Source organism: Streptomyces sp. NPDC047108 (genome assembly GCF_040643575.1).
Taxonomy (GTDB): domain Bacteria; phylum Actinomycetota; class Actinomycetes; order Streptomycetales; family Streptomycetaceae; genus Streptomyces.
Genome location: NZ_JBEYUP010000003.1, coordinates 183,132 through 198,620 on the forward strand (window position 1 = coordinate 183,132; position 15,489 = coordinate 198,620).

Below are 15,489 nucleotides of genomic sequence, written 5' to 3' on the forward strand. Positions count from 1 at the left end.
GGGCACATCCGCGATCCGGCCGCGAGTGCTAGGGCACCTCGACCCAACGGGCCTTCGACGGCGTGCCCTTCTTGTCCGTGACGAAGAGCATGTACCAGCCGGAGGGCACCAGGGACCGGTCGTCCGGCACCGTCACCCGTACTCCCTTGCCCGTCTTCCGCACGTCCAGTGCGATCGACCGCTGGTCGACGTCCGTGACGTGCGTGACGGCGCTGGGCCGCATCAGCCGGGCGCTCTTGACGTCCGCCGCGTCATTCGTCGCGAACGTGGCGCTGCCGCCGCGGGCGATCCGCTCCGGGCCCGCGCCGAGTTCGGGCTTCTTGTCGCGGTAGAGATAGGGCGGAGTGTAGATCTCTATGCGCTTCTCGAAGACGCCCGGCTTGGTGTTGGCGTCGTCGGAGTAGAGCGAGTCCGAACCGAAGATCATGATCCGGCCGTCCGGCAGCAGGAGCGTGCCGGAGTGGTAGTTGCGGCCCACGGTCGGGTCGGCGACCCGGCGGAAGGTGTCGTTCTTGGCGTCGTAGATCTGCGCCTTGAGGATGTTGCTGCCGCTGCGGCCGCGGTAGTCGCCGGAGCCGCCCGAGACGAAGACGGTGTCGTCGGGAAGGATCGAACCGCCCGGGTAGCGGGTCCCCTCGGAGAGCGGTGCGCCGTTCCGGAAGCGCGGGGCGGTCTTCCTGAGGTCGACGACCCGGGTCTTCTCGCTGGACTTCTGTGACTCGCCGACGCCCCCGCCGCCGATCACCATGAACTTCTGGTCCTGGGCGGGCGGCAGCATCACCGACATCGAGGTCTCGAGGACCTTCGGGTCGCTCATGCCGGGCACGGGGTCGAACTCGTTGGTGTCCACGTCCCACAGGCCGGGCGTACGGCCCTTGTCGGCCGGTCCGTAGCCGGCGTTGGAGCCGGAGTAGAAGATCTTGCCGCCGTCGGTGAGGAAGAGGGCGGGATAGGTCGGGAAGAACCGCTTGGTGGGCAGGTACGTCCACTTCTTGGTGTCCGGGTCGTAGACCTCGTTCTTGCCCGGGACGACCTGTCCGATCTCGTCCAGCCCGGACACCGACAGCACCCTCCCGTCCTGGAGGGTGGTGAGGGTCGGGTACCAGCGGGCCTCGTGCATCGGGTCGACGCGGATGTACTTCTCGGCGACCGGGTCGAACTCGAAGGAGTCCTTGATGCCCTGGAAGTCCTTCTTGTCGAAGGAGAGCTTGTTGGCGATGCCGTAGAGGTTCCGGGCGTCGTTGCCGCTGAGGCCGGATATCCGGTAGTTGTCGGTGTCGCCGGTGCTGTACTTCTGGCCCTTCTTCCGCGCCTCCACGTAGACGCGGGCCTCGCTGGCCGTGACCTTGACCTCGCCGGTGACCGGGTCCGTGGTCTTCTTCGCGCGGGGGACGAGCAGGTTGTCCTTGGACTCGAAAGTCTTGCCGCTGGACTTGCCGGTGAAGAGGGTGCCGGGGCGCAGGGTCTTGGGCTCGTCGGGGTCCTCGTTCTTGACGATCATGAGGCCGCCGGCCTTCTCGACGTCACCCTGGAGCTTCTCGTACCGCTGGGTGCCGCCCGCCACCAGCAGCTTGCCGTCCGGGAGCTGGGTGTGCCCGGCGCAGAACATGTCCTTGGGCGTGGAGATGTTCTTGTACGTGTTCTTCTCCGGGTCCCAGAGCACGGTGCGGAAGGTCTTCGCCTTGAACATCTCCGCGTTGTTGCCCGAGCCCGCGATCAGCAGCACCTTGCCGGTGTGCAGCAGGGCGGCGTGAATGGTGTTGATCCGGAACTCTTCGGGGACGTCGAGGAGATCCCAGTGGCCGTTCTCCGCCTTGTACTCCGGCCGGTTGATCTTGTACGCGTGGTACTTCTCCGAGCCGAAGCGGAACAGGGCCGGCCCGTTCATCCCGGCCAGCACGAGCACCGCCGTCGTGCCGATGGCTATCCGGCGCGTACGGCGGCTTGGACGGTATTTCATGTCTTGCGTCCCCCAAGGGCGATCTGCAGGGTCTGGTCGTTCGCGGGCCAGGCGCTCTCGGGCCGGTGGGCCGCGGGAGCGGGGCCGCCGCCGGGCGGAGGTCCTCCGCGGGCCTTGTTCCGCTTGTCCTGGCGCATGGTCCACCGCCAGGCGAGGATCGGCGCAGCCGTGATGACCAGGGCGAGGGAGGCCCAGACGATCATCGCGGGGTGGCTGTGGCCGAAGTAGAAGGAGGACCCGAGCGATCCGCCGAAGACCAGCAGGAAGAACAGGTGGATCCGGAACGTCCCGAAGAGGGTGTCGGGGCTGGACGAGTCGCCCTTCGGGGTCACCACGAACTTGCTCTTGCGGCGCAGGACCGCGTCCATGAGGGAACGCGCATAGATCGGGGCGGACAGCGCGGACATCACCATGCCCGCCACACCGCCGGAGCCCTCGGGTTCGTGCGGCGAGACGTTGTGCCGCCGGTTCCAGATGTAGAGGCCGATCTGGAGGGCGGAGGCGTTGCCGTAGAGCATCATCCACATCGCCGGGTCGATCTGGACACCCGAGGCGCCGAAGCCCAGGAACAGCGCACAACTCAGGCCCGCCAGGATCCAGTTCATCGCCGAGATGGGATAGAAGATCACCATCAGCGTGTAGTTGAACAGCTTGCCGGGCGGCAGCGTGAAGGGCGCCTTCCAGAACTGCTTGAGGATCGTCTCGTACGTGCCGCGGGACCAGCGGAGCTGCTGGGTGAAGAAGTCCGTCCAGGCGGTGGGGCCCTCACCGACGGCCAGCACGTCGGGGGTGTAGACCGAGCGCCATTTGCGTCCCGTCTCCGGGTTGCTGTGGCGGTGCAGCTCGAAGCCGGTGGCCATGTCCTCGGTGATCGAGTCGTACAGGCCGCCGATGCCCTTGATGGCCTTGATACGGACGGCGTTGCTGGTGCCCACGAACATGGGGGCGCCGTAGCGGTTGCCCGCGCGCTGGATGAGGGCGTGGAAGAGGAACTGCTGGCTTTCGGCGGCCTTGGTGACGGCGGAGTCGTAGTTGCCGTACACCTGGGGGCCGATGACGAACGCGACGTCGGGGTCGCGGAAGAAGCCGAGCATCCGCTCCAGGTAGTTGGGGAGCGGGACGTGGTCGGTGTCGACGGAGGCGAAGTAGTCGTAGGCGTCACCGTGGGCGTCGAGCCAGGCGTTGTAGTTGCCGTGCTTGGTCTTGGCGCGGTGCGGGCCCTTGGCCTGGTTCCACCGGGCGACGCCCTTGCGCGTGAAGTGGTGTACGCCGAGCCGGGCGCAGACCTCCTTGACCGCGGGATCGTCGCCCTCGTCGAGCAGCCAGATGTGCAGCAGCCCGCGGTGGCGTATGCGGACGGCGGCCTCGAGGGTCTTGGTGACCATCTCGAGCGGTTCCTTGCCGGGCACGAAGGAGGTGAGGAACGCGACCCGGGTGCCATGCTCCGGCACGACGGGGACGGGGTCGCGGGCGACCAGCGTGGCGTGCGCGTTGGAGAGGACGTTGAGCGTACGGAACAGCTCGATCAGCCCGATCGACACCAGCATGATCACGTCGAGGACCAGCAGGGTGTCGGACGCGTTGTCGCGCTTCGTCCAGTGGGCGGGCTGCATCAGCCACGCCAGCAGGCCCAGCGAGACCAGCGGCGCCGCGCCGAGCAGCAACGCGGCCCGGATGCGGTGCGGTTCGTCGGCTATCAGGCTGCGGTAGCGGACCCGGTACGGCGTGCCCGGGTCGGGCTGCGTGAGGGGGCCCGCGAGCCGGCTGTAGTGCTCGTAGTCGTAGCGCGGCAGCGGTTTCCGGGTCCGCGGGCCGTGCGGCGAGCGCAGTTGCCGGGGCAGACGCAGGCGCGTCGTCCGTTCGGTCTCCCGCTCGGTGTCATAGGAGTGCCCGGCGCCGTGAGGCGTCGACGTCATGAGTATTCCCCCCGCACGCGGGTCTGTGGTCGGTCGTTCGTCTGGTCCGGGCCAGTGGTCCCCCTTGACCGACCCGGTCCGAATGCGTGTGCGGGTGGCCGTTCCTTAGGACGGGGAACGAACACCTTTCGGTTGCATGATGCCCACTCGTGTGTCATCGCGTGAACAGCGCCCCGGATTTATCACGGAGCGCGACCGAGTGATTCAGTCCCAACTCCCGCAAATGGCACGCCAGTCGCAGAGGCGACGAGCGGAGCAAACGCTCTGTTCCCGCGTCACGCGGGTGCCATAAGGGTGTGCTTCGGCAACCCGGACACCGCCGGGGGGTGCTGTTTGCGGCAGTGATCAAGCGCGACTGGAGCGGCGCAGGCGCTTGCGGATGTCCGTGAAGTGGTCGCGTACGGCGCTCTCGGCGCGTGCCACGTCCCCCGAGCGGACGGCTTCGAGGATCTCCCGGTGCTGTCGGCACGTGGTCCTCGGATCGGAGTGCGTGTCGACCAGATCGGTGCGCACACGGTGGAAGGCGTCCCAGAATGCCTCCAGCACCTCGCTCAGAAGAAGGTTGTCGAAACCGCGGTAGAGGGCGGCGTGAAAGGCCCGGTCGGTGTCCGCCCGGACCGCGCCGTTCGCCGCTTCCTCTTCCATACGCGCCACGAGCGCCTCGAGTTCAACGAGATCGGCATCGGATACGCGTCCGGCCAGTCGCGCTATCAGGCCCGTCTCGACGGCCTCGCGCAGTTCCAGGAGCTGCAGCAGGCTGTCCTCGCCGCGGTAGTGCCCGGCGACGGTACGGAAGGTCAGGCCCTCGATCATCGGAGCCATCGACATCGGCCCCACATACGTCCCGAAGCCGTGCCGGATCTCGACGATGCCCATCGCCTGCAGCGCCTTGAGCGCCTCACGCACCGAGTTGCGGCTGACACCGAGCAGTTCCATGAGTTCGGTCTCGGTGGGCAGCGGGGCGCCGGACGGCAGCCGCTGGTCGATGATCAGCTTCTTGATGCGCTCCTGGATGTCGCTCGCCATCCCGCGACTGTGCACCGCAACCTCCGTTTTGGCCAGCCGCGCGGCCGTCGCATGCCCCGTGAGCGGGCTCCGGGGGAGAACTGCTCCGGGAAGAGACGACTCCGGGCAGACGTGACTGCGGACCGCAACGACTTCGGACCGCAAACGACTCCGGGCCCCCTCGCCGGTGGCGAAGAGGCCCAGAGTGTCATGTGCGCCGCCAGGGACTCGAACCCCGGACCCGCTGATTAAGAGTCAGCTGCTCTAACCAACTGAGCTAGCGGCGCCTGCTGACATCGAAGATCCTACCCGATGCGCCGGAGTGGTCCGGACGTGCCGGGTGCCGACGGGACGATCTCCCGGCGGCACCCGGCACGTTCATTGGTCCTGCGTCGTACGCCGGATGTCTGACGTCTGATGTGACGGACGCCAGGTCACCCTTGCGTTCCCTCCGGACCCGGCCCCTAGGAGCCGGTGGTGAACTCCAGCACTCCGGCCTTGCTGGTCTTCTTCCCCTTGCCCGGCGCCACCGTCACGACCACATCGTTCCCCTCGGCGGCCGTGGTCACCGAGTAGGCCGTGCCGGGTGCCAGCCCGGTGATGATGTTGCGGGTACTGCCCGCGGGCAGCCGGTACTCGACCGGTGTGGTGATCTCGCTGTCCGCCGGTCCGGTCCCGCTCAGCACGGCGTAGCTGTCCGTGCCGGACCTCAGCACCGTGCCGGTGACCGGGCCCTCCAGCACATTGCCGTCGGCCTTGGACAGCGGGGTGGCCTTCGCCGCTTCGGACGGCTTGCCCGCGGCGTCGACGACCGTGAGCCACCGGTTGTCGCGTGCGGCCGACCCCGGCTTCACGTCGACGCGCGACACGTCGGTGCCTTCCAGGATCTTCGGTGTGACGCTCTCCTTGTGGCCCCGGGGCAGCACGGTGTCGACGGTTCCGGCGTAGCGGTCCCCGCTGCCGATGTCGTAGCGGTTGACGCCCTGCGCCGGGGAGTTCACCTTTTTCGGGACGCCCGCGAAGTGGAACCGCATCCACTGGCCGACGTCGGCCTTGGTCGTCCTGGTGCGGTCGTACACCACGAACAGGTTCGGCTTCACATGGACCACGTCACGCGTCCAGGACGAGACGGACTTGCCGCCCGACCGCGGGTACATGTCGGCCAGGTTGCTCGCCCGCATGAACGTGTAGTTCTTCTGCCGGTCGAAGGCGGACATACGCGTCTTGGCGCCCTGGGCCCGGTTCGTCGTCGCCTGTCCGCGCGGGGAGGGCGCGTCCGTGTAGAAGACGTTGTAGAGATCCCGGCCCTCGCGGTTGTCCTTGAAGAGGAACTCGTCGACCTGGGCGGTGCCCCGGAAGATCTGACCCGAGGCGTTGACCAGGAACGGCTTGTTGCCGTGGGCCACAGCCAGGCTGCCGGCGTCGAAGAGCTGCTCCTGGGAGTCGTGGAACCCGGTGTAGGGCCCGGCGTTGAGAGAGCCCCAGACCGCCTTCTTGTCCCACCCCGAACGGGTCGACCCCATCTCCATCCCCTTCGCGAGGGACGCGAGCGGGCGGTCCTTGTACGGCTTCTCCGGTGCGGAGTCGTCCCAGAACACGAAGTCGCTCCACAGCCGTTCAGGGGCCGGGCGGCCGGGGTTCGCCTTGCGCACATCGCGGGCGAACCGGTGGAATTCCGCGGCCTTCGGGTCGTCCCAGTACGGCATCATCCCGGCCAGCTCGGTGATGGCGCGGGCGGGGGCCGGAGCCGGCTCGCCCTCCACGCGCATGGTGCCGCGGTCGTCGACCCGCTTCAGGCTGGGCCAGACGTTGTACATGTACCAGTCGGCCGCTCCGGACGGGAACGCGAACGGCTTGTCGCCGTGGATCAGATCCTTGCCCTTGGCCGTCTTGGCGGCCACGGCCGGCAGGGCCATGTTGAACGTCGCCAGCGGACCGTAGTTCTGGCCCTCCGGCCATCCGCCGCCCGACACGTTCTTCGCGTAGTAGGGCTGGACCATCTTCCCGTGCACCCGGGTGAGGAAGTCCGACCACTGTTCCTTCGCGCGCGGGTCGTCGCCCTCGGTCGCCAAAGCGGCGACGGCCTTGGTGGCGTAGTAGCCGGCGAAGTAGTTGCCCTGCGGGTGCTGGCGGCCGAAGCCGCTGTCCTCGTACGTGTCGACCCAGCGGCCGATCGCCTTGTACACGCGCGTGCGTTCGGCGGAGGACATGGCGTCGCGCAGCCAGTCGTAGCCGAGCGCCATCCCCAGCCCGTAGAAGCGGATGCCGTAGACGGAGTCGGACTTGGGGTTCGGGGCATGAGGATCGCCCTCGGGGGCGCTCATCCGGGTCAGGACGTCGACGCCCTTGGCGCCGTACTTCTTCGCCTTCCCCTGGTCGGTACCCAGGGCGACCTGGTGGCAGATGCCGAGATTGGTGACGGCCGTGAAGTAGGTGTCGCCCTGGTACCCCTCGCCGACGCTGCCGCCTTCGGGGTAGTCCTTGCCGTCGGGCCACTCGACCTTGCCGGTCAGATAGGCATCGCACTGCTTCTTCAGGGCGGTCCATCCCGGGTCGCCGGCCTTGGCGCGCTCCCGCAGGGAGGCCAGCTTGTCCGCGTCGAGGATGATGCGGGTGTGGTCGCCGAGCGAGGCGGAAGCCGAGAGCGGGACCAGGCTGAGGCCGCCTATCAGCAGCCCCGAACCCGCCAGCAGCGCATACAGCCGTTTCCTGCTCATGCGCGCCTTGTGTCCGGTACGTGCGCGGGACGCCGACCGGGTGTCCGTCGGCCGCCTCACCGCCTTTGCGGGGGTCCGGTCAGCGGCCGGAGAGGCCGCCGCTTCTCTACGTGGGTCGAGCATGCACTTCTCCCGAATGTGTAGGAGTGGGGGGCAGGGGAGACCCTCGGACGAGGGTGGTGCGTGGCGGTAGCCCTCCGCGGGCTGGTCCGGCGCTCGCGGGCCATGGCGGGAAGGGCCGGGTGAGACATTGCTGCTCACGCGGCCCGGACCTCGTCCATGGAGCGAGGGGAACCACCGCCGGCCGTCCGGCGCTCAGGCGCGGAAACAGCGGCGGGCAAGCCCCGCCACCGAATGACTCGGCGCGGCTCGCGCGCCTCACTGTAGTGCGAAGCGGGCAGAGTCGTCAGACGACTGTGCGAACTGGGTTGTGATCGTCGGCCATGGGCGGGCTTCTCGGCGGCGAGGCGAGCCCCCGTCCGGAGATGCCGAACGGCGCGGCTCTCGCGATCCGGTGGGGCCGTTGTCGCATGACTGAGGGGTTGGGCAAGGGCCGGGCCTGCGCGCCGGTGCGCCCTGCCCGGGCCCTGGTCGCCGCGCTGGTGTGATGCCGGGCGGCACACCGTTTGCGTGGTGGGGCGGAAGTCGGTCGCGGACGGCGGATGTGAACGTCGCGGCCGAAGGGGCGGTCGTCCGGGGGCGTCGGGCAGCGCCGCCGGGACGCGGCCGACGCTGCGCGGAAAGGCCGAAACTCGTCCACCGGTGTCCGCGGAGTGGGCGTCGGCGTGGCTCCATATCTCCCGTAACGGGAGGTGTCGGCCCTGCGGTGACATGAGGTCGAGGCCGACGGCGGGTCCGATCATGGCTTGTTGGTGCCTGGGCTCCTTGGCCCGGCCCGAAAGCCGCTCCGATCGCTCTGGGCATGGCCAACGGGGCGCGCTATCCTGCGACTTGGTCTAGACCTGAACCACCCGGACGGCTGAGCTCAGCGCGCGGAACCTCCCCACCGTTCTCCTGGAGCGAAGCATGCGCAAGAAGATCAGCGCTGCTCTGGTCGGGCTCGGCGTCATCGGCGTCTCGGTCCTCGCCACGGGCAGCGCGAGCAGCCACGGCTACACCGATTCCCCCGTCAGCAGACAGAAGTTGTGCGCCAACGGCACCGTGACGGGTTGCGGTGCCATCCAGTGGGAGCCGCAGAGTGTCGAGGGGCCCAAGGGCTTCCCCGCCTCCGGACCCGCCGACGGAACGATCTGCGCAGGCGGCAACAGCCGCTTCGCGCAACTCGACGACCCGCGCGGCGGCCAGTGGCCGGCGACCCGCGTCAACGCCGGTTCCCACGCCTTCCGCTGGCAGTTCACCGCGGCCCACGCGACCACGGACTTCCGCTACTACATCACCAGGAACGGCTGGGACACGAGCCGGCCGCTGACCCGCGCCGCGCTGGAGACCACCCCGTTCCTCACGGTGCCCTACAACGGCCAGCGTCCGCCGTCCACCCTGTCCCACACCGGCACCATCCCGTCGGGCAAGACAGGGCGGCACATCATCCTCGCCGTCTGGACGATCGCCGACACGGGTAACGCCTTCTACGCGTGCTCGGACGTCCAGTTCTAGGTCGTGGCGTCCGGCCCGGCCCCGGTCGGGAGTGATCCGGATGCCACGGCACCGCGGTCCGGCCGCTCACCGGACCGTGACCGCGTCCCCTGCCGGTCCGCGCCCGCGAACCGGTACGGGACGCGGTCTCCCAATCTGACGTAGCGTCAGTTACGGTCGTGCGCCATGCGGATGGAGACCGTCGCGGAACTCGTGCACGACCGGTGGGGCGACCACCGCACGGGCCTGCTCTTCGAGAACGAGGTCCTCACCCACCACCAGGTCGTGGCCGGAGCCGCCGCGCGGGCGGCTCTGCTCGCCGATCTCCTGCCGCCGGGCGCGTGGCCGCACATCGGCCTGCTGCTGGACAACGTGCCGGACTACGCGATGTGGCTCGCCGCCGCCGCACTCGCCGGCGCGACCGTCGTCGGCCTCAACACCACCCGGCGCGGTCCCGAACTCGCCCGTGACATACGCCACACCGAGTGCGCCCTGCTCGTCACCGAACGGTCCCGCCTCCCGCTCCTGGACGGCCTGGACCTCCCCGTCCCCCGCGACCGGATCCTCGTCGTCGACGCTCCGTCCTACGCGCGCCACCTCGCGCCGTACGGGGACGCCGAGCCCGGTGACTCCAGGGTCGGCGCGGTCGGGCCCGACAGCCGGATGCTCCTCTCCTTCACCTCCGGCTCGACGGGCGCCCCCAAGGCCGCCATCTGCTCACAGGGCAGGCTCGCCGCGGCCGCGCGCTCTCTCGTGCGCCACTTCGGCGTCGGCCCGGACGACGTGCACTACATCTGCATGCCGATGTTCCACGGCAACGCCGTCGTGGCCGACTGGGCACCCGCGCTGGCGGGCGGAGCGGCGGTCGCCCTGCGCCGGACGTTCTCCGCCTCCGGCTTCCTGCCCGAAGTTCGGGCCTTCGGAGCCACGTACTTCACCTACGTCGGCCGGGCCGTCCAGTACCTCCTGGCCACGCCCGAGCACCCCGACGACCGCGACCATCGCCTGCGTACCGGCTTCGGCACCGAGGCGGGCGCCGTCGACGCCGCCCGCTTCGCCGCCCGGTTCGGGGTCCGCCTCGTCGAGGGCTACGGCTCCTCCGAAGGCGGCGCCGCCATCCAGCACAGCCCGGACGCCCCGCCCGGCGCCATCGGCCGTGCCGCCCCCGGCGACGACCTCGCGGTGGTCGACCCGGAGACGGGGGAGGAGCGGCCGCGGGCCCACCTGGACGCGAACGGACGCCTCCAGGGCGCGCACGAGGCGATCGGCGAACTCGTCAACCGCGGCCCGAACCCCTTCGAGGGCTACTGGCGCAACGAGGAGGCGGCAGCGGCCCGGACCCGTCACGGTTGGTACTGGACCGGGGACCTCTTCATCCGCGACACCGACGGCTTCTTCCACTTCGCAGGCCGTGCCGACGACCGGCTCCGCGTCGACAGCGAGAACCTTGGTGCGGCGATGATCGAGAACATCCTCGCCCGCTACACCCCCGTCGTCTCCGCCGCCGTCTACGCGGTGCCCGACCCGGTCGCGGGCGACCAGGTCATGGCCGCGCTCGTGCTGCGGGACGGCCCCGGTTCCTTCGACCCGGCGGACTTCGCCGCGTTCCTGGCCGCCCAGCCGGACCTGGGGACGAAGATGGCGCCCCGGTTCGTACGGCTCCCGGCCGCCATGCCGGTCACGGCGACGAACAAGATCCACCGGGCGGGGCTGCGCCGCGAGGGGTTCCAATGCGCCGACCCGGTCTGGTGGTCGCCCCTGGGGGCGGGGCCGTGCGGCGGCGTGTACGACCGGCTGGGGCAGGTGGAGTTCGAGGCGCTGCTGGAGCGCTACCGGGCGCAGGGGCGCGAGGAGTTGCTCGCCCGGTGAGGAGCGTGCCGCGCGCGGACGGCACGAGCCGGAAACGACTTCGGTCCTCCTCGCCCGTGGCGAGGAGGACCGAAGTGTCATGTGCGCCGCCAGGGACTCGAACCCCGGACCCGCTGATTAAGAGTCAGCTGCTCTAACCAACTGAGCTAGCGGCGCCTGCTGACGTCGAACATCGTACCTGGTCCGCAAGGATGCTCAGGACCACGGTCCGCGAGGGGCGTCCTGACGGCCTTCTCGCCGGTGCCGGGCCGGGCCGGGGCAGTGCCGGGCCGGGGCGCTCAGAGCGTCAGGGACAGCAGGACCGGTGCCGCACTGCGGTTGAGGGTGTCCGCGGCCTGGCGCAGCCGGTGCGCGTTCTCGATCGGCATCGAGAGGGCGAGGCAGCCCACCGACTTGCCCGCGGTGATCGGCACGGCCGCGCAGACGGTCCCGACCGCGTACTCCTGGAGATCCAGGACGGGGACGGTCGGCGGCTGGTTGTCCAGGCGGGAGAAGAGGACCTGCTCACTGGTGATCGTCCGCGAGGTGAGGCGGGCGGTCTTGTGGCGGGAGAGGTGGTCGCGGCGCCCGTTGTGGTCGAGCTGTGTCAGCAGGCACTTGCCGACCGCGCTCGCGTGCCCGGCGGAACGGAAGTCCACCCACTCGTTGACCTTCGGGGCGCGCGGTCCGTCCGCGTACTGCGTGATCTTGATCTCGCCGTCGATGTAGCGGCTTATGTAGACGGCGGCGCCGACCGAGTCGCGGATCTCGGAGAGGGTGCGCTGCAGCTTGTCGTAGAGCGCCTGCTGGCGGTTGCCCGCGGAGCCCAGCAGCACCAGGGACTCCCCGACGACGTAGGCGCCGCCGGTGACCTGCTCCACATAGCCCTCGCGACCCAGCATGCGGAGGAGGTGGGAGAGGTGGCCGGTGGGCAGGCCGGTCTCGCGCGCGATCTGGACATCCGTGACGCCGCCGGTGTGCTTGGCGACGCATTCGAGTACGCGCAGTGCGTACTGCACCGAATGGAACGGCGCGGTCGGCTCGGGTTTGAGCGCCACGGTTTCCCCCTAGCAGGTTGTGACCGCTTGCGTCAGTCCCGTTGCTGCAGGTCACGGCTCGCAGGCACTCCTCACCGCTCCCGACAGGCGGGCTGGTTACCACGATAGCCGTCAAGAGCCCTGAATGGAGCAGGTGTTGAGGAGTTTGAATGGCGCGCCCCATGCCCGTCAGCAGGGGCGCGCCACCTTGGCATATGCCGGAGTCATTCCTCGCAAGCCGGAGCTGCGGAATTCACAGCACAGCGCTGAGGAATTCGCGGGTGCGCTGGTGCTCCGGCTCGCTGAAGATCTTCTCCGGCGGACCCGATTCGATGACCCGTCCGGCGTCGAACATCAATACGTCGTCCGAGATGTCCCGGGCGAAGTTCATCTCGTGCGTCACGCAGAGCATCGTGATGTCCGTGGTGCGGGCGATGTCCCGCAGCAGATCCAGGACGCCCGCGACCAGTTCGGGGTCGAGCGCCGAGGTGACCTCGTCCAGCAGCAGCACCTGCGGCCGCATCGCGAGGGCGCGGGCGATCGCCACACGCTGCTGCTGCCCGCCGGAGAGCTGCGTCGGGTACTTGTCGATGTGCTCGCTCAGACCGACGAGTTCGAGCAGCTCGCGCGCCCGCTCCTCCGCCTCGTCCTTGGACAGGCCCAGGACGTGCACGGGTGCCTCGGTGATGTTCCGCAGCACCTTCATGTTGGGGAAGAGGTTGAACTGCTGGAAGACCATGCCGATCTTCTTGCGGATCTCCCGCTGGTGCTTGTCGGTCGCCGGGACGAGCTTGCCGTTGCGGTCCTCGTGGGTGAGGTAGTCGCCGGCGACCTTGATGGTGCCCTCTTCGGGCGCCAGCAGGGTCATCAGCAGGCGCAGGATCGTCGTCTTGCCGGAGCCCGACGGGCCGATCAGCGTCACGTGCTTGCCGGGCGCCACGGTGAAGTCCAGGTTGTCCAGGACGGTGGTGTCGCCGAAGCGCTTGGTCACGTGGTCGAACCGGATCAGCTCGGTGCCGTCCTTGCTTCCCGGGACGGGCGGGGTCTGGGTGCTGTCAGTGGACAAGACGACGCTCCAGGTATCGCATGAGAAGGGAAGCCGGGTAGGAGATCAGGATGAAGGCGACGCCAACGACCGTGTACGGCTCGATGTACTGGAAGGTCTCGGCCCCGAACAGGCGGGCCTGCTGCAGCATTTCCAGCACGCCGATGCCCAGCAGCATCGGGGTGTCCTTGAGCATCGCGATCACGTAGTTGCCGAGCGCCGGGACGACGCGGCGGATCGCCTGCGGCAGGATCACCGAACCCCAGGTGCGGGTCCGCGGCAGGCTGAGCGCGGTGGCCGCCTCCCACTGTCCGGCCGGCACACCCTCGATACCCGCGCGGTAGACCTCCGCGGTGTAGGTCGAGTAGTGCAGGCCGAGGCCGATGACTCCGGTGGCCAGGGCGGTGGTCTGGATGCCCCACTCCGGCAGCACGAAGAAGAAGAAGAACAGCTGCACCAGCAGCGGGGTGTTGCGGATGAACTCCGTGAAGACGCCCACCGGCCAGCGCACGAACCGGGTCGGCGTGCGCAGCAGCAGTGCCCAGACGAGGCCGAGCACGAAGGAGAGCAGGGAGCCCAGGACGGTCGCCTCGAGCGTGACCTTCACGCCGTCCCAGAACATCGGCATGAAGTCGCCGACTACGGACCAGCTCCAGTTCATCGCGCACCACCCGTCATGTTGATGTTGGAGGCCTGCTCGGTCTCCTCACGGATGGCGAGCTTGCGGATGATCCCGCCGCCCTTCGGGGGTGCCTGCCCGATGCCGGCCTTGGCTCGGCGCTCCATCAGCCGCATCACACGGGTGAGGAGGAAGGCGAGGACGAAGTACATGACCAGGATCGTGAAGTAGATGCTGCCGCTCTCACCGGTCGCGAGCCGGGCGAGCTGAGCGGCGAACGAGATGTCGCCGACGCCGAGCAGCGACACCAGGGCCGTGCCCTTGAGCAGCTCGATCAGCAGGTTGTTGAAGGGCGGCATCATCTCGGGGACGGCCTGCGGGAGGATGATCCGCCGCAGACGCTGCATGGGCGTGAAGCTCAGCGCGATGCCGGCCTCGCGCTGGGCCGGGGCCACCGCGGCGATGCCGCCGCGGACGATCTCCGCCCCGTACGCGCCGTAGGAGAGGCCGAGGGCGAGCGTGGCCGCCCACAGCGGGACGAGCTGCCACTGGAAGGCCAGCGGCACCACGAAGAACAGCCAGAACATCAGCACCAGGGCCGAGGTCCCGCGGAAGACCGCGACGTAGAAGCCGGAGAGGAAGCGGAGGATCCAGAAGCGGGAGGTGCGGCCGATGCCCACGGTGAAGGCGACGACCGCACCGAGCGCCGCGCTGTAGATCGTGAGCTGGACCGTGACCCAGATGCCCTTGAAGATGAGTTCCCAGAGTTCTGCTGTCATTTCTTGCACAGCTCCTCTGCGGTCAGTTCGGTCATCTCGGTGTCGGTGAATCCGAAGGGCTTGAGGACTCGCTTGACCTCGCCGTTCTGCTTCATCTTGTGCAGCTCTTCATTGAAGGCGTCCCGCAGTTGTGTCTCGCCTTTGCGGAACGCAAAAGCGCCCGCGCCGTACGCGGGCTTTCCGTCGAGTTTCGGGAGGAATGGTTTGGTTCCCTCCACCTTCGGATTCTTCGTCTGATTGATGACATTGCGGACCGTGAGGCTTGTGCCCGCAAAAGCGTCCGCTCGTCCCTGGGCCACGGCGAGCAGACCGGCCAACTGGTCCGGATAGATCTGGATTTCGCCTCTCGGAACTCCGGCGTCGACCGCGTAGTCGATCTCCGCATACGCGGTACCGCTGGCGAGTTTGGCGCCCGACTTCTTGATGTCGGCATAGCTGTGAATGTTCTTCGGATTGCCCTTGCGGACGATGAACGCGTCCAGCACTTCGTAGTCCGGATCCGCGAAGAGAACCTGTGCACAACGTTCCGGATTGACGAACATTCCCGCGGCGATCACATCGAACTGCTGTGAATTGAGGCCGGGGATCAGTGAACCGAATTCCGTCGGGACGGCCTGGACGTTCGGCACTCCCAGACGCTTGAAGATGACCTTGGCGAGCTCAGGAGCCTCCCCGGTGATCTCAGCCTTCTTGCTGATGTAGCCGAAGGGGATCTCGCCCGCGATCCCCAGCTTCACGGTGCCCTGCGCGCGCAGGCGCTCCAGCAGATTCCCGCCCCCTGTCGTGTCCGCGGTGGAAACCCGGCTGCAGCCGACCGCGGCTGCAGCACCGATGGCAGCCATTCCCGCGAGCACGGAGCGGCGGCCGACACTTCTACCGATCATGTCGTTCCCCTGTGGTGGAGCCATGGCCGCGCGGCTACCCGAGACCGCGCGAATCATGCAGGCTGTTTTCAGCCCTTGATGCAAGC

The 15,489-nt window shown here is 68.6% G+C and carries 11 protein-coding genes and 2 tRNA genes; 2 read left to right on the plus strand and 11 right to left on the minus strand.

Annotation, left to right across the window (positions count from 1 at the left end):
* Positions 1 to 28: 28 nt before the first annotated feature.
* The 5 genes from ABZ822_RS09140 to ABZ822_RS09160 all read right to left on the minus strand — a co-directional run bounded on the left by ABZ822_RS09140 (position 29) and on the right by ABZ822_RS09160 (position 7,598).
* Entirely contained in the window at positions 29 to 1,960 is a 1,932-nt protein-coding gene (locus ABZ822_RS09140) for a galactose oxidase-like domain-containing protein (RefSeq protein ID WP_360849317.1), read from the minus strand.
* Positions 1,957 to 3,876 carry a cellulose synthase catalytic subunit gene (locus ABZ822_RS09145; RefSeq protein ID WP_360849320.1) on the minus strand — a complete coding sequence of 640 codons (1,920 nt, stop codon included), beginning with the start codon at positions 3,874 to 3,876 and terminating at the stop codon, positions 1,957 to 1,959. Before ABZ822_RS09145 ends, ABZ822_RS09140 begins: the two co-directional genes overlap by 4 nt.
* 345 nt (positions 3,877 to 4,221) lie before the next feature.
* On the minus strand, positions 4,222 to 4,902 hold the full coding sequence (locus ABZ822_RS09150; protein ID WP_360849323.1) for a FadR/GntR family transcriptional regulator: 681 nt from the start codon (positions 4,900 to 4,902) through the stop codon (positions 4,222 to 4,224).
* A gap of 192 nt (positions 4,903 to 5,094) precedes the next feature.
* A tRNA-Lys gene (locus ABZ822_RS09155) sits at positions 5,095 to 5,168 on the minus strand.
* 177 nt (positions 5,169 to 5,345) lie between these two features.
* On the minus strand, positions 5,346 to 7,598 hold the full coding sequence (locus ABZ822_RS09160) for a hypothetical protein (RefSeq protein ID WP_360849326.1): 2,253 nt from the start codon (positions 7,596 to 7,598) through the stop codon (positions 5,346 to 5,348).
* A 1,026-nt stretch (positions 7,599 to 8,624) separates the two neighbouring features.
* On the opposite strand from ABZ822_RS09160, the gene ABZ822_RS09165 reads away from it, so the two are divergent.
* Both ABZ822_RS09165 and ABZ822_RS09170 read left to right on the plus strand, forming a co-directional pair.
* Entirely contained in the window at positions 8,625 to 9,212 is a 588-nt protein-coding gene (locus ABZ822_RS09165) for a lytic polysaccharide monooxygenase (protein WP_360849329.1), read from the plus strand.
* 165 nt (positions 9,213 to 9,377) lie between these two features.
* Entirely contained in the window at positions 9,378 to 11,060 is a 1,683-nt protein-coding gene (locus tag ABZ822_RS09170) for an AMP-binding protein (protein WP_360849332.1), read from the plus strand.
* A gap of 82 nt (positions 11,061 to 11,142) precedes the next feature.
* Here the strand turns inward: ABZ822_RS09170 and ABZ822_RS09175 are convergent.
* From ABZ822_RS09175 to ehuB, 6 genes are all read right to left on the minus strand, one after another.
* A tRNA-Lys gene (locus ABZ822_RS09175) sits at positions 11,143 to 11,216 on the minus strand.
* 122 nt (positions 11,217 to 11,338) lie between these two features.
* Positions 11,339 to 12,097, minus strand: a complete 759-nt coding sequence (locus ABZ822_RS09180; RefSeq protein ID WP_360849334.1) for an IclR family transcriptional regulator C-terminal domain-containing protein — start codon at positions 12,095 to 12,097, stop codon at positions 11,339 to 11,341.
* A gap of 232 nt (positions 12,098 to 12,329) precedes the next feature.
* On the minus strand, positions 12,330 to 13,142 hold the full coding sequence (gene ehuA, locus ABZ822_RS09185) for an ectoine/hydroxyectoine ABC transporter ATP-binding protein EhuA (RefSeq protein ID WP_360849337.1): 813 nt from the start codon (positions 13,140 to 13,142) through the stop codon (positions 12,330 to 12,332).
* Positions 13,132 to 13,782, minus strand: a complete 651-nt coding sequence (gene ehuD, locus ABZ822_RS09190) for an ectoine/hydroxyectoine ABC transporter permease subunit EhuD (protein ID WP_360849340.1) — start codon at positions 13,780 to 13,782, stop codon at positions 13,132 to 13,134. Before ehuD ends, ehuA begins: the two co-directional genes overlap by 11 nt.
* Entirely contained in the window at positions 13,779 to 14,519 is a 741-nt protein-coding gene (ehuC, locus tag ABZ822_RS09195) for an ectoine/hydroxyectoine ABC transporter permease subunit EhuC (protein WP_360849343.1), read from the minus strand. The genes ehuD and ehuC overlap by 4 nt, the downstream gene beginning before the upstream one ends.
* Positions 14,516 to 15,427: an ectoine/hydroxyectoine ABC transporter substrate-binding protein EhuB gene (ehuB, locus tag ABZ822_RS09200; protein WP_360850436.1), complete on the minus strand. Its 912-nt coding sequence runs from the start codon at positions 15,425 to 15,427 to the stop codon at positions 14,516 to 14,518. The genes ehuC and ehuB overlap by 4 nt, the downstream gene beginning before the upstream one ends.
* Between the last annotated feature and the right edge of the window lie 62 nt (positions 15,428 to 15,489).